This window comes from Kitasatospora sp. NPDC005856 (assembly GCF_040629945.1).
GTDB lineage: Bacteria > Actinomycetota > Actinomycetes > Streptomycetales > Streptomycetaceae > Kitasatospora.
In genome coordinates this window covers 12,656-27,364 of sequence record NZ_JBEXWT010000065.1, presented here as the reverse complement: position 1 = coordinate 27,364, position 14,709 = coordinate 12,656, and the positions used below count along the sequence as shown (strand labels likewise).

The window sequence follows — 14,709 nt, the reverse complement described above, 5'->3', positions numbered from 1 at the left end:
TTCGCGGATGCGCCCCACCATCTGATCGTTTGGAATTGAGCTGTGTCGTCCACTGTGAAGTCGGAGCCGTCCGCCACGTCCCACGGGCCCCGGCCCGACGGCGCGCTGGACCGCTGGCGTCCGAGGGCCGCCGCGGCCTCCGTCTGGTACCTGCGACTGATCGCGCTGCTGAACGTGGCGACGGTGCTCCTGGTGCCCTTCCGTGACCAGGTCTACGAGCACAACGAGGGCGAGTACTTCACCCCGTACCTGATGACCGCCGGCCTGGCCAGCGCGGTGCTGTCGGTGTTCCTCGCGATCGCGATGCGGCGGCGCAAGCGGGCCGCGTGGATCTTCAACACGGCGCTCGGCGGGATGTTCGCGCTGTTGTACCTGGCGGCCATGCTGGTGCCGGACGAGCGGTTCGACACCCACCCGCTCAACTACGTCTCCACCGTCCTGACCTGTCTGTTCGTGCTGACGCTGCTGATCGGGCGGAGGGAGTTCACGTCCAAGGGCGACAGCTCCAACCCGAAGACCGCGGCGGCCACCTTCGTCGGCGGGCTGGCGTTCGGCGGCGTGGTCGGCGCGCTGCTGGTCTGGCTGACCAACGAGCTGTCCGGTGCCGGCTTCTGGGACCTGTTCCGCTACTCGGTCGGCCGGATGATCACGATCACCCCGTCCGAGCACCTGCGCTCGGTGATCGCCGCGCCGACCTGGGTGAACGCCGCGATCAACGCGATGGGCGCGGTGCTCTTCCTGCTGGTGCTGTACGTGGCCTTCCGCAGCCCGCGCGGCAAGGAGCTGCTCACCGCCGAGGACGAGGCGAAGCTGCGCGGCCTGCTGGACAAGCAGGGCGAGCGGGACTCGCTCGGCTACTTCGCGCTGCGCCGGGACAAGGCGGTGATCTTCTCCCCCAGCGGCAAGGCGGCCGTCACCTACCGGGTGATCGGCGGCGTCTCGCTCGCCTCGGGCGACCCGATCGGCGACCCGGAGGCCTGGCCGGGCGCGATCGACGCCTGGCTGTCCGAGGCCCGCGAGCACGCCTGGGCGCCGGCCGTGATGGGCGCCTCCGAGGAGGCCGGGGTGATCTACGCCCGGCACGGGCTGGACGCGCTGGAGCTGGGTGACGAGGCGATCGTCGAGCTGGACGAGTTCTCGCTGGACGGCCGCGCGATGCGGGTGGTCCGGCAGGCCTACAACCGGGTCAAGCGGGCCGGGTACACGGTGCGGATCCGCCGCCACGAGGACATCTCGGAGACGGAGATGGCCGAGCTGGTGGCCAAGGCCGACGAGTGGCGCGACGGCGCGACCGAGCGCGGTTTCTCGATGGCCCTCGGCCGGCTCGGCGACCCGGGCGACGGCCGCTGCGTGATGCTGGAGTGCCACGACGGCGACGGCGAGCTCAAGGCGTTGCTCAGCTTCGTGCCCTGGGGCCCGGACGGGCTCTCGCTGGACCTGATGCGCCGGGCCCGGGACACCGAGAACGGCCTGATGGAGTTCATGGTGATCGAGCTGCTGCAGCGCGCCGAGGAGGTCGGGCTGAAGCGGGTGTCGCTGAACTTCGCGATGTTCCGCTCGGTTTTCGAGCGCGGTTCGCGCCTCGGCGCCGGTCCGGTGCTGCGGCTGTGGCGTTCGACCCTGGGATTCTTCTCGCGCTGGTGGCAGATCGAGTCGCTGTACCGCGCGAATGCCAAGTACCGGCCGATCTGGGAACCGCGTTACCTGCTCTTCGAGAAGAGCAGCGAGATTCCGCGGATCGGCATCGCGAGCGCGCGCGCCGAGGGATTCATCGTCGCGCCGAGCCTGCCCGCCCTGTTCCGACGCCGGCACGCCCGGGCCGCCGTGGCGGCGCCCCGGGTCCCGGTGGCGGCCCGGGAGGGGAAGGGGTAGCCCTCCGTCGGGGGGCGGAGGGGGCCGGTCGGTCGAAATGGGGGGCTGATGGGGGGATCGCCTCCCCCCAGAGGATGACCCGGCTCCCCATCCGTGCCGATGTGGCTTTGTCAAGCGGCTTCTAATGTTGGAGTAGTCGAGAGTTCGGGGATTCGGAGAAAGCTGTGATTAACAGGACCCACGCGGGGGGCGTGCGAAAGGGGCCGCTGGCAATCGCCGGATCGGCCGCTGTCGCCGAGTGGGGAACGCTGTTCGTGACGGTCCGGAACGCGGTGGTGCGAAAGAAGTTCGCCGCTGTTCCGCTGGCCACACTGGCGACGTTTCTGATCCTGCTGTTCAGCATCGTCCAGCACCTGCCGGGCGGCGAGCGTTTCGTCAACAACATCGGGGTGGTGCGGGCGGCGCTGCCGCTGGATGTCTCGCTGCTGCGGACCCCGCTCTCCCTGTACGTGCCGGCGCTGGACCTTCCGGTCTGGGGGGCGCTGGCCCAGGTGTTCGTGGTCTTCGCGATCGCCGAGATCGTGCTCGGCCGGCGGATGACCCTGGTGGTCGCCTACACCTGCACCCTGGCGGGCACGCTGTTCGCCCGGGTCGGCGTGGCGATCGGGCCGCACCACCTGTTCGGCTTCCCGAAGTGGGTCGCCTACGTGCGGGACACCGGGCCCTCGGCCGCGGTGGTGGCGCTGGCGATCTGCATCGCGTTCCGCTGCCGGGCCTGGTTCACCGGCGGACTGGTGGTGGCGGTGATGATCGGCGAGGCGGTCGTGCTGCCGAACCTGGCCGGCCTGGAGCACGTGGTCGCGGTGATCACCGCGCTGCTGATCGCCGTTTCGGTCGAGGTCTTCGGGGACTTCTGGCCGAGGGTGCTGGCCGGGGTCGGCGCCGCCGCCTCGGTGGCCGCGGCCGCCTCGCGGGAGGTCGCGGTGGAGGCCCGGCGGCGCCGCTCGGCGGGGGCCGTCATCCCCTGACGGGAGCAGATGACGCTCCAGCGGCCGCGTACGGGCTCCCGTACGCGGCCGTTCGGCGTCCGGCTGCCGTCGGCGCGGCCGGTCAGGCGTGCGGGAGCGGGAGCTCGAACCAGACGACCTTGCCCACCGCCTTGCGGGCGGTGCCCCAGCGTTCGGCCAGCTTGGTGACCAGGGTGAGGCCGCGGCCGGTCTCGCCGAGCTGCTCGGCCGGCTCCAGCGAGGGCAGGTTGTGGTTGTCGTCGCTGACCTCGACCAGCAGTTTGTCCACCCGGATCAGCTGGAGCTTCACGGTGTCCCGGGCGACCCGGACGGCGTTCGTCACCAGCTCGCTGACCAGCAGTTCGGTGGTGTCGCTGAGCGCCTCCAGGTGCCAGCCGGCCAGCTGTTCGCGCACCAGCGAGCGGGCCCGGCGGACCTCGCGGTGGTCCACGGTGAGGTCCCAGGTGGCCACCTCGGACGGGGCGACCCCGTCGAAGCGGGCCACCAGCAGGGCGACGTCGTCCTTGCGGTCGTCCGAGTGCAGCCTCCGCAGCACCTCGTCGCAGGCCTGCTCGGGGCTCTGCTGGGGGTCGATCAGGTTGCCGCAGAGCGCGGCCAGGCCGGCTCCTATGTCCCCGCCCCGGACCTCGACCAGGCCGTCGGTGCAGAGCACCAGCATCGAGCCGTCCGAGACGTCGATGGTCTTGGCGACGAACGGCACCCCGCCGACGCCGATCGGCGCGCCGGCCGGGATCTCCAGCAGCTCGCCGGTGCCGTCCGGGTGCACCAGGACGGGCGGGACGTGGCCGGCGCTGGCCAGCTCGCAGGTCCGGTTGATCGGGTCGTAGACCGCGTACAGGCAGGTCGCGAGGTGGTCGTCGCCGAGCTTGTGGGCCAGGTTGTCCAGGTGGCGCAGCAGCTGGCCGGGCGGCAGGTCCAGGGCGGCGAGGGTCTGCATGGCGGTGCGGAAGCGGCCCATCGCGGCCGCCGAGTGCAGGCCGTGGCCCATCACGTCGCCGACCACCAGGGCGACCCGGCTGCCGGGCAGCTGGATCGCGTCGAACCAGTCGCCGCCGACCTCGGCCTTGGGGTCGCCGGGCAGGTAGCGGTGGGCGATCTGCACGCCGGGGATCTGCGGCGGGCGGGTCGGGATCATCGAGCGCTGCAGGGTGGTGGCGACCCGCGACTCGGCGCGGTGCAGCCGGGCGTTGTCCAGCGACAGCGCGGCGCGGGCGGCCAGCTCCTTGAAGGTGGCGGCGTCGCCCTCGTCGAAGGGGGCGCGGTCCGGCAGCCGCAGCAGCTTGAGGATGCCCAGCACGGTGCCGCGGGCGGAGAGCGGGACGACCAGCATCGAGCGGCCGGTGACCACCGGGGCCAGCTGGGCGCCGCCGAGCGCGATCGCGTAGTCGACCGCGACGTCCGAGCTGACCACCGGGACCAGCACCGGCTGGTTCAGCTGCAGGGCCATCCCGGGCGGGGTGCGGCGGGGCATGCTGACCAGCGAGCCCTCGGAGAGCACGTGGTCCCAGGCACCGCCGGTCTCGTTGTAGACCAGGGCGACCCGGCGCAGCATGGTGTCGTCGTCCGGGCGGGCGGCCGGCAGCTCGGAGTCCGAGATCAGCCCGTCCACCAGGTCCACGCAGGCGAAGTCGGCGATCCGGGGGACCAGCACCTGGCACAGCTCGTGGGCGGTGAAGCCGAGGTCCAGCGTGGTGCCGACCTTGCCGCCGACCTCGTTCAGCAGGGCCAGCTGCTCGCCGGCCTGCCCGTTGGTGAGGAAGGTGCCGAGCCGCCCGCCGGGCGGGCCCTCCCCGGGGGCGGGGGCGGGGACCGGGACGGTGGCGGGCGGGTCCTGGTCGGTGCGTTGCGGCGGGGGGCCGTCGGTGGACGGCTCGACGGCGGACTCGACGGTGGTGTGCTCGATGGCGGAGGCTCCTGCGGTGGACGGGGGCGTCTCCCGGCCGGAGGCGGGGGGCGGGACGGAGGGGCCGCCGCCCGCCGCGGCGCCGCCGACGGCGGCCACCGGCCGGACGTCGGGGACGAGGGCGGACTGGACGGCGGAGGGGACGGCGGACTGGGCGACGGGACGCTCGGCGGCCTCGCGCTGGACGGGCAGCGGGCCGGGCGGCCGACGGCCGGGCGCGCCGTGCTCGGGCTGCGGCGGCGGGCCGACCCGGGCGGCGCGCTGCTGGGGAGTCGGGTAGCGGCGGCCGAGCCCGGCGGCGGCGTGCGCCGTACCGGTCTGGGCGTCGGCGGGCAGCACCGGCAGCACGGTGGCCGGGTCCAGCCGCAGGGCGGGCAGCCCGCCCCGCTCCAGTGCGGCCAGCAGCGCGTCGCGGTGGCCGGCGGCAAGCAGCCGGGCCAGCGGTTCGGGCACCGGCCGGCCGGCCGGGGTGAGCGCCGCGGTGAGGGCGTGGAAGCCGCCCCGGGCGCCGGGAGCGGCGGCGAAGGGGAGCAGCCGCTCGCCGAGCGCGAGCCGCGGCCCGGTGGCGCGCAGCGGGCGTGCGTCGGCGGCCAGCGCCAGCAGTCCGCCGGCCGGACCGGGCAGCGGGTAGGCCCACCAGAGCACGTCGCGCTGGTGCTCCTCGCGGTCGGTGACGGTCAGCCGGCCGGTCCAGGGGCGGCCGTCGGCGGTCCGCTCGGCGAGGGTGTCGAACGCGTCGCAGGCCCGGCGGACGGAGCAGCGTTCGTGCACCCGGGACTCCAGGGCGGGCAACAGGCCGGAGGCCGGGCGGTCGTGGGCGACGTCGGCGCGGTGGCCGAACAGCTCCTCGGCGGCCCGGCCCCACCGCGCGATCCGGCCGGACCGGTCGACCAGGACGGGGACGAGCCGGACGAGGGCGGCCACACCCGTCGGGTGGTCACCCGGCGCGGTTCCGTCGCCCGCCGGCCGCGGTGTGGAGTTGGACTCGGCCACCATGGATTCGCTCTGCTCCCGCCTGGCCGCCGCGCCCGGGGGCGGCCGTCGCTCCGGAGGCACGCTGTGCGGATACCAGCGAAGCACGGACCGGGCCGGGCTCGACACCGAAACGGGGAGATTCCTCAGGATCGGTTGCGTGTCGCGCGCCGCACGCCGGTCCGTACCCCCGGTTCACCCGGACGGGGCCCGCGACCACGGCGGTAGGGTGGCAGGCCGGACCGCCCGTACGGGTGGTCCTCAGGACGCAGCCGGCCGGACGAGACAGAGGCGAGAAGTGAGCGCGCAGAGCCCCGCCCGCTGGACGGACCCGGAGCAGCAGGCACTGGAGGAGCGGGTCGCCGCCGCCGAGCTGGCCTGGCTCAGCATGGACGTGGACGTGCAGACGCTGCGGGTCGAGATCGACAACTTCGCGCTGATCCACCACCAGCTGCTCGGCCCGTTGTACGCCCGCCTGGACGAGCTGGACGCCTTGGTCGCCGAGGCCGTCGCGGCCCGCACCGGCCGGCCGGAGGACCTGCGCCGGGCCGCCGAGGCGCGCCGGCAGGTCGAGGAGCTGCCGGACCTGGACGCGCTGTTCGACTCGGTGCGGGAGCAGTCCGGCCAGGACGGGGACGCGGCCCCGCCGCCGCCCGCCGCGCCGGAGCGGGTGCGGCCCGGCAAGGAGGCCCAGCGGATCTACCGCGAGCTGGTCCGCCGCGCCCACCCCGACCTGACCACCGACCAGGCCGAGCAGCAGCGCCGGGCCGCCTTCCTGGCCCGGGTCAACGAGGCCTACGCGTACGGGGACGCGACCGCTCTGGGGGCCCTGGCCGCCGAGTGGTCCACCGCGCCGGAGGCCGCGCCCGCCGTCGACGCCCCCGACCGCGCGGACTGGCTGCGCCGCCGGCTGGACTGGCTGACCGCCAAGATCGCCGGGACCGCCGCCGAGCAGGTCCGGCTGGAGCAGACCCCGATGGGCCAGCTGCTCGCCCTGGCCCCGCAGGACCCGGACCGGCTGCTGGAACAGCTCGCCGAGGAGCTGCTGGCCAAGGCCGCCGAACGGCAGGCCGAGCTGCAGCGGCTGCTCGGCGGCCCGGCACCGGCCGACGACCCGTCCTCCGGCGGCCACGCCACGGCGCCGGTGGGCGACAATGACACGCACCCCACCGAATCCCAGGAGAGCCACACGATGTTCCCGCAGATCCCCTCCGCCGAAGCCGCCGCCGTGCCCGCCGACGCCGCCCTGCTGGACGTGCGCGAGCAGGACGAGTGGGACGCCGGCCACGTGGACGGCGCGCTGCACATCCCGATCGGCGAGGTGATCGCCCGCCTCGGCGAGCTGCCGGAGGAGACGCTGTACGTGCTCTGCCGGGTCGGCGGCCGCTCCGCGCAGGTCGTCCAGTACCTGGTGCAGCAGGGCCGGGACGCGGTGAACGTGGACGGCGGGATGCACGCCTGGCAGGGCGCGGGCCGTCCGATGGTGAGCAGCACCGGCCAGGAGGCGTTCGTCCTCTGACGGTCCGGCACCCGCCGCCCGTGCCGTGCGGCAGGATGGGCGCGCGCGAGCGCGCCGGCACCGGGTCGGTGGCGCCCGCCGACCGGGTCGGGGGAGGCCATGACCGAGACGACGGACCGGCCGGCTGCCGGGCGGGCCTGGTCCAGACCCGCGCAGCTGGTCCTCGGCTTCGCCGGGGCGGTGCTGGCCGGTGGCACCGGGCTGTTCCTCGCCGCGGTGTTCCTGCACGTCGCGCCCGCCAACTCGGTGTCCCGGCAGTACCGGGACGAGCTCGACGGCGTGGTGTACCCGGAGTTCGAGCAGAACTGGAAGCTGTTCGCGCCCAACCCGCTCCAGCAGAACGTGAGCGTGGACGCGCGGGTCCGTACCGTCGCGCCCGACGGGGCCACCCGCACCCACGACTGGATCGGACTGACCGCCCAGGACATCGCCGCGATACGGGGCAACCCGGCGCCCAGCCACGTCGAGCAGAACCTGCTGCGCCGGGCCTGGGACTTCTACGACGGCTCGCACAACCCGCAGGACGAGACCCCGGCCTCCCCGCGCGGCAGGCTCGCCGAGCAGTACCTCAAGCGGATCGCCCTGCAGCGGATCGGCCGGGAGGCGGACGGCGGACGGGTCGTGGAGATCCAGTTCCGGTCGACCGCGGCCACCGTCCCGCCGCCGTCCTGGAGCGGTGAGGCCGCGCCGCCGGCGCCCCGGGTGCGGGAGCTGCCGTGGTGGCCGGTGACGGACGAGGACTACCGGGGGCTGCTCGGATGAACGAGGCGACGGTGCGGGTCGGTCGGCCGGACGGGGCGGTGCCGTCGGAGGGGTCGGCGCCGTCGGACGGGCCGGTGCCGCCCGACGGTGTGCCGCGGCAGGCCGGGGCCGGGTGGCCGGTGGAGGGTGGGCCGGCGCCGCGGGCGCCGCGGGCGCCGCGGGCGCCGCGGGTCCCGCTCGGGCGGGCGATGGAGGCCTTCACCGGGCGGGCGCTCGGCCGCCACCAGGCGGCGGTGGTGCGGATCGGCTTCGGGCTGGTCTGGCTGGCCCACCTGCTGCGCGAGTGGCCCCACCGGCGGGTGCTGTACGGCGACCGCTCCCCCTGGTCGGCGGATCTGGCCGAGCGGCTGCTGACCGACAACGGGGCGTTCACCGTGCTGCCCTGGTTCGGCGGACGGCTCTGGTTCGAGCTGGTCTACCACCTGGCGGTGCTGGCGGCCCTCGCCGTGCTGCTGGGCTGGCGGACCAGGGCGAGCACGGTGCTGTTCCTGGTCACCGTGCTCTCCCTGCAGAACCGCGACGTCTTCCTCGGCGACGGCGGCGACAACGTCGTCCACCTGATGGCGGTCTACCTGGTCTTCACCCGCTGCGCCGAGGTCTGGTCGCTGGACTCCCGCCGGCGGGGGCCGGGACGGGCCGGGGTGGTGCTCTGGGCGGTGCTCGGGGCCGTCCTGGCGGCCTGTCAGTTCGGCGGCTTCGCCGGGGACGGCCTGACCTGGACGGACCGGGCCTTCCCGTACCTCGGTTGGTCGCCGTTGTTCTGGGGGCTCTGGGCGGTGGCCGGAACCTGGTGGACGCTCGGCCGGCTGCGGCCGGACGGCGAGCCCCGGGCGGTGCTCGACGCGCTGGCGAACATGGTGCACAACTGCGCGATGCTGGTGATCGCCGTCGAGGTGGTGCTGATCTACGCCACGGCCGGCTGGTACAAGGTGCAGGGCTCGCGCTGGCAGGACGGCACCGCGCTGTACTACCCGCTGCACCTGGACTACTTCACCCCCTGGCCGGGGCTGTCCGCGCTGGTCGGCTCGGCGCTGCTGCCGGTCTTCCTGATCTCGTACGGCACCGTGGTCCTCCAGGTGGCGTTCCCGTTCACGCTGCTCAACCGGCGGGTCAAGAACGGCCTGCTGGCCGTCATGGTGCTGGAGCACGTGGGGATCGCGGTGGTGCTCGGGCTGCCGGTCTTCTCGCTCGCGATGATCGCGGCGGACGCGGTGTTCCTGCCGACCGGAGCACTGCTGTGGGCGGCGGCGCGGCTGAGTCGGATCCGGCGGAGGCCGGGCCCCTAGGATGTCGCTATGTCCTGGTTCGCCGCACTTCGTGACACCGCGCGGACCGGGCTCACCCTGGACCGGGCGCTCACCGACCCCAAGCGGGCGCTGCGCGGGGCCGTCGCGGTGGCGCTGGTGCTCTTCCCGACCCTCGCGCTCGGCGGGGCCGCGCTCGCCACCTCGGCCGCGATGGGCGCGTTCATCGCCGGCTCGGCCACCTTCCAGCGCAGCTTCCGGCCCCGGGCCAGCCTCGCCGTCGCGGCCGGGGCCGGACTCGGCATCAGCACCTTCCTCGGCTACCTGGCCGCCGGCGTCACCGGGCTGTTCCCGGTGCTGCTCGCGGTCTGGGCCTTCGGTGCCGGGCTGGCCTGGGCGATCGGGCCCACCGCCGGGGTGGTCGCCACCAACACCGTCTCGGTGATGCTGATCGTCGTCCAGCTCCCGGTCAGCGCGGCCACCGCGCTCGGCCACGGGCTCGTCGCCGCGTTCGGCGGAGTCGTCCAGGCCACCGTCATCACCGTCTGGCCGATCGGCAGCTGGAGCGCCCAGCGCGAGGCCCTCGCCGACACCTACGCCGAACTCGCCGACTACGCCCGGCGGTTGCGGCAGGACCCGACCGCGCACGTGGACCCGGAACCGTTCATGACGGCCCGCCACGCCGCCGCCCTCACCCCCTGGCAGGACCGGCACCGGCCGCCGGAGCTGCGCGGACTGCGCGGCATCGCCGAACGCATCCGGCCCACCCTCGCCGCACTCGCCGACCCCAAGGTGGGCGCCCCCGAGGAAGGGCCGGGACGGGACCGGGCCCGGGAGGTGCTGGCCGCCGCCGCCGAGGTCATGGACGCCCTCGCCCGGGCGATCCGCAGCGGCGACCCCGTCCGGCTCCCCCGCTCCGCGCCCTCGCTCACCCTGGTCGGCTCGGACGAGGGGCCGCGGCTCCAGGGGGCGGCCCGGCGCTCCGCCCGGCGTCTCGGCGGGCTGCTGCGGAAGGCCGCGGACACCCTGGACCGCAACGACGAGGACACCATCACCACGCCCGTGATCGGGGCCGGCGGGGCGCTGCACAAGCCGACCATCGCCCGGATGCTGCCGGTCGCGGCGCGGGCCGTCCGGCGGCAGCTGCAGCCGCGCTCGGCGATCTTCCAGCACGCCGTCCGGCTGACCGGCGTGGTCACCGTCGCCTACCTGCTGGCCCGGCTCGCCGGGTTCCACCACGGGTACTGGGCGCCGATGACCGCCGCGATGGTGATGCGGCCGGACTTCGCCCAGACCTACAGCCGGGGCGTCGCCCGGCTGGCCGGAACGGTGGTCGGGGTCGCCGTCTCGACGCTGGTGGTGCAGCTGGTCCATCCCGGGGAGTGGGTGCTGGCCGCGCTGGCGGTGGTCTGCATCGGCGGGTCGTACCTGGCGTTCCGCACCGGGTACGCGCTCACCACGGTCGGGATCTCCACGTACGTGGTGTTCCTGCTGGGGCTGCAGGAGGGGAACCCGCTGGTGACGGCCGTCGAACGGGTCGGGCTCACCCTGCTCGGCGGATCGATCGCGCTCGTCACGTACGCGCTGTTCCCGACCTGGCAGACCGCCCGGCTCGGCGAACGGCTCGCCGAGTGGCTGGCGGCCGCCGGACGGTACGCGGGGGCGGTGATCGCCTGCTACGAGGAGCCGGCGGCGTCGCGCGGGCGGGTGGTGCGGAGCGCGCTGCTGGACTCGCGGGAGGCGCGCTCCGAGCTGCTCCAGGCGATGCAGCGGGCCGACGCCGAACCGGGGCGGCACGAGTCCGGACTGGCCGGGGTGAGCCGGCGCCAGATCGACCGGGCCCGGGCGGCGGTGGGGGCCCTCGGGCGGGCGGCGGTGCTGCTGGAGGCCCATCTGCCGGCGGGGGACGCGGAACCGGTGCCGGGGACGAAGGCGTACGCGGAGGAGCTGCGGCTGGCGACGGCGCTCGCGGCGGCGGCGATGCTGACGGGGCGGGCGGTGGAGTTCGGGGCGGTGCGGGACGCGCAGGTGTGGTTGGAGGAGGGGTTGGCGGGGGCGCCGGCGGGGGTGCAGCGGGATGTGGTGCGGGCGGGGACCCGGTTGGTGGGGCAGGCTCTGCGGGATCTGGAGCGGGCCTTGCGGGGGTCCTCCGGGGAGGGGGTCTCCCGGGAGGGTGGGGGGCCGGTCGCGGAGCGGGTGGCAGAGTGAACGGCATGGACGAGGACGGGCTGGTGCGGGCGTGGCGGGTGGCCGAGCGGGAGCCGGGGGCGGTGCTGCTGGACGGGTTCCACGCGCTGAAGCACGCGCTGCGGTTCGGCGGTGAGGTGCGGCGGGTGCTGACCGCCGACCGGGGGGCCCTGCTGGCCTTGGCCGGTGAGTTGGCGCCGGATGTCGTGCCGGCGCTGGAGGGGCTCGCGGTGGAGGTGCCGGAGGAGGCGCTGCGCGGGCTGGTGCCGCGGTTGCACCCGACCGGGGTGGCCGCGCTGGCGGGGCGGCCCGGGGTGGCGGCGAACCGGGCCGTGCTGGCCCGTCGGCCGCGGCGGGCGCCGGTGGTGGTGCTGGAGAATCCGCGCAACCTGGGGAACGTCGGGGCGGTGATCCGGCTGGCGGCGGGGTTCGGCGCCACCGGGGTGGTGACGACCGGGGACCTGGACCCGTGGCACCCGAACGTGCTGCGGGGCAGTGCGGGACTGCACTTCGCGACCGCGGTCGAGCGGTTGGGCCCGGAGGAACTGCCGGACGGGCCCCTGTACGTGCTGGACCCGGAGGGGGCGGACATCCGGGACGTGCCGTTCCCGGACGAGGCGCTGCTGGTCTTCGGCACCGAGCGGCACGGGGTGTCGCCGGAGCTCAAGGCGCGCGCGGATCACCTGGTGGCGGTGCCGATGCAGCCCGGGGTGTCCAGCTTCAACCTGGCGACCAGCGTGGGGATGGGCCTCTTCCACTGGATGTCGGGGAAGCGCTGAGGCGCGGTGCCCGGGTGGGCGCCGCGCCTCGGGCGGGCCGTCAGGAGAAGAGCCGGCGCCAGGTGTCGGGGCCCGGGTAGCCGTCGGCCTCGCTGCCGCGCCAGCCCTGGGCCTGCTGGAAGGCCTGGACGGCCCGGCGGTCGCTCTCCGTCCAGCGGGTGCCGGGGCCGACGCCGTACGAGCCGCCGAAGCCCTTGCGGACCAGCTGTTCGCCGAGCCGGCGGACGTGGTCGTTGTTCTGGCCGGGGCCGAAGTACCGCGCGCCGGGGAAGGCGGAGCCGTCGCCGGCGGGCGGCGGGGGCGGCAGCCGGTTGCCGCCGTCGATGTTGCGGCCCTTGCCGTTGACCAGGTAGTCCCAGGTGTCCTTGCCGGGGATGCCGTCGGCCTCGCTGCCGCGCCAGCCCTGGGCCTGCTGGAAGGCCTGGGTGGCCTTGCGGTCGGCTTCGCCCCAGCGCGGTCCGGGGCCCTCGGAGTAGAACGCGGCGCCGCCGCGCTGCACCAGCATCTGGCCGAGCCTGGTGACGTACGCGTTGTCGGCCCCGGGGCCGAACCTGGTGGTGCCGGGGAAGGCGGTCGCGGAGGTGCCGCCGCCGTCGTTGCTGCCGGCGGAGAGCCCGGTGTAGCGGTACGGGACGTAGCCGCCGGAGTTGTTCCAGTACGCGTACGGGGTCGAGCGCTTCCGGGTGGAAGGGCCGGTCTGCTCGTAGGCGACGTACTTGGTGCGGGAGGAGTCGGTCCAGCCGCCGAAGATCGTCACGTGCGACCCGGCCTGCGGGTTGGCCGGGTTGTTGTAGATCAGGACGTCGCCGGGCTGGAGGTCGTTCTTGGCGATCCGCTCCGCGAAGTCGGGCAGGGTCCAGGTGGTCTGGCTGCTGCCCAGGCCCCAGGCCATCGAGACGAAGCCGGAGCAGTCCTGGCGGTAGCCGTCCGACCAGTAGCGGCTCATGCTGTACGGCACGCCCTGGTCGACCCAGGTCTGGGCGCGCTGGATGATCTGGGCCCGGGTGACCGGCGCCGCGGCGGTCTGCGGGGCGGCGAAGGAGCGGGCGCCGGAGTTCCGGCCGTGGAGGCCGCTGACCTCGCCCTGGGGGGTCTGCGACCGGGTGGAGCTGTTGCCGCCCGGGGTGGGGGCGGGGGCCGCGGTGGCGGCGGCCGTCCCGCCGCCTATCGCGGTGCCCACGGCGGCCATCAGGACGGCGGCCCGGCGGCGGACGCTGCGGGCGGCGGCGTGGCCGCCCTCGTGGACCGGCGCGGCGTGCCGCCGGGCGCGTCGGCGGGCGCTGCAGCCCCCGCATATGCAGTCCTCCGCCGGTTCGACGTCGTCGAACTCGATGAGCGGGGACAGGGGGTCGGTCAGGGTCATGCTCCGCCTCTTTCCTGCGGTCTTCCGGGTCGCCGCCTGACGGCGGGACAGGAGTGGCCTTCCCGGCCCGATTCCGCGTGTTACCGGGACCAAGGTCCCAAAGCGGACGGAATGCGTCACGGTGGGATGGTCCGAACGAGTGAGACCCGTTCGGACTCCGGGCGTGGCGCGGGTGGGCGGGAGCGGGTAGGAAGGACGAGGCGCGGGGCGCCGTCAGCGGGGAAGGGCGGGCGAGTACTCCGGGTCGGTCCAGCCGAGCGGGGTGGCGTCGACCAGCTCGACGACGCCGGTGACGGTCAGTTCGACGGTCCGTTCGGCACCCGGGACGCCCCGCCGGGCCTCCTCGGACCAGTCGGTGCGGGCCTCGCCGGTCACCAGCAGCGCCCCGCCGGTCTCCCAGTCCGGCAGCAGCAGGCCGGCGCGCGGGTCCAGCTCCAGGTTCCCGAGCGTCAGGAACATGCTGTTGCCCGCGTACTCCGGCCAGCGCAGCCGGTCCGGCGCCACCGGCTCCAGGAAGCCGGGGAAGCCGCCGCGGTGGGAGGCGTCCACGCTGCCGTCCGGGCCGGTGGTGGCGATGAAGAAGGTGTCCGCGGTGGCCACCGCCAGGCGCTGCGCGGTGGTCAGCACCGGGCCGGTGGCGACCGCGCGGGGCGGGCCGGCGGCCGGTCGGTCCGTCGGGGTGCGGCGCTGGATGTACTTCGGGCAGTTGGCGACCACCTCCTCGGCGTGCACCAGCAGCCCGCCGCGGCCGTCCGGGACGGAGCGGCCGTTGAGCCGCATCCGGCGCCGGCCGGCCGGGTCCAGGGCGATGGTGCCGACCCGGGCCGGGCGCTCCAGTGCCCCGGCCAGCGGGTCGTCCCCGGCCGGGAGGGCGGCGACGGCCAGGGTGCGTTCGTCCGGGGCGGAGAGGAAGCCGGCCGGGCCGGCCAGCTGGGTGGCCCAGACCCGGCCGTTCCGGTCCTCGGCGCCGATGACCAGCATCCGGCGTTCGGTCAGGAAGCGGGCGGCGACCGCCGGGACGGTGCTGCGGATCGACCGGCCGGCGTGGTCGGCGCGGTCCGTCCGGCCGGCCCGGGCCTGGGCGGTCCGTTCGCCGGGGTGGTACGGCGTGCTGGTGGTCATGGTCGGCTCCCCGGCGGT

The 14,709-nt window shown here is 75.1% G+C and carries 10 protein-coding genes; 7 read left to right on the top strand and 3 right to left on the bottom strand.

Annotated features, from left to right (window positions below):
- The first annotated feature begins 105 nt into the window (after positions 1-105).
- Positions 106-1,872, top strand: coding sequence for a phosphatidylglycerol lysyltransferase domain-containing protein (locus ABZ449_RS30300; protein WP_360352595.1), 1,767 nt, complete (start codon positions 106-108; stop codon positions 1,870-1,872).
- 254 nt (positions 1,873-2,126) lie between these two features.
- Positions 2,127-2,840, top strand: a complete 714-nt coding sequence (locus tag ABZ449_RS30295) for a hypothetical protein (protein WP_360352562.1) — start codon at positions 2,127-2,129, stop codon at positions 2,838-2,840.
- 82 nt (positions 2,841-2,922) lie between these two features.
- Here the strand turns inward: ABZ449_RS30295 and ABZ449_RS30290 are convergent, their stop codons facing one another.
- A complete protein-coding gene (locus tag ABZ449_RS30290; RefSeq protein ID WP_360352560.1) occupies positions 2,923-5,739 on the bottom strand; it encodes a SpoIIE family protein phosphatase in 2,817 nt (938 codons plus the stop codon).
- A gap of 274 nt (positions 5,740-6,013) precedes the next feature.
- On the opposite strand from ABZ449_RS30290, the gene ABZ449_RS30285 reads away from it, so the two are divergent.
- From ABZ449_RS30285 to ABZ449_RS30265, 5 genes are all read left to right on the top strand, one after another.
- The gene (locus ABZ449_RS30285) at positions 6,014-7,234 is read left to right on the top strand and encodes a rhodanese-like domain-containing protein (protein ID WP_360352558.1); all 1,221 of its coding nucleotides are present in this window, start codon (positions 6,014-6,016) and stop codon (positions 7,232-7,234) included.
- 99 nt (positions 7,235-7,333) lie between these two features.
- Positions 7,334-7,996, top strand: coding sequence for a DUF5819 family protein (locus ABZ449_RS30280; RefSeq protein WP_360352556.1), 663 nt, complete (start codon positions 7,334-7,336; stop codon positions 7,994-7,996).
- Positions 7,997-8,115: 119 nt separating this feature from the next.
- Complete coding sequence (locus tag ABZ449_RS30275; protein WP_360352594.1) at positions 8,116-9,282, top strand: HTTM domain-containing protein; 1,167 nt, start codon at positions 8,116-8,118, stop codon at positions 9,280-9,282.
- A gap of 9 nt (positions 9,283-9,291) precedes the next feature.
- Positions 9,292-11,448: an FUSC family protein gene (locus tag ABZ449_RS30270; RefSeq protein ID WP_360352554.1), complete on the top strand. Its 2,157-nt coding sequence runs from the start codon at positions 9,292-9,294 to the stop codon at positions 11,446-11,448.
- A gap of 5 nt (positions 11,449-11,453) precedes the next feature.
- Positions 11,454-12,206, top strand: a complete 753-nt coding sequence (locus ABZ449_RS30265; protein WP_360352552.1) for a TrmH family RNA methyltransferase — start codon at positions 11,454-11,456, stop codon at positions 12,204-12,206.
- 40 nt (positions 12,207-12,246) lie between these two features.
- On the opposite strand, the gene ABZ449_RS30260 is transcribed toward ABZ449_RS30265, so the two are convergent.
- Together ABZ449_RS30260 and ABZ449_RS30255 are read right to left on the bottom strand one after the other, a co-directional pair.
- On the bottom strand, positions 12,247-13,569 hold the full coding sequence (locus ABZ449_RS30260) for a peptidoglycan-binding protein (RefSeq protein ID WP_360352550.1): 1,323 nt from the start codon (positions 13,567-13,569) through the stop codon (positions 12,247-12,249).
- Positions 13,570-13,782: 213 nt separating this feature from the next.
- Positions 13,783-14,691, bottom strand: coding sequence for a pyridoxamine 5'-phosphate oxidase family protein (locus tag ABZ449_RS30255; RefSeq protein ID WP_360352548.1), 909 nt, complete (start codon positions 14,689-14,691; stop codon positions 13,783-13,785).
- Between the last annotated feature and the right edge of the window lie 18 nt (positions 14,692-14,709).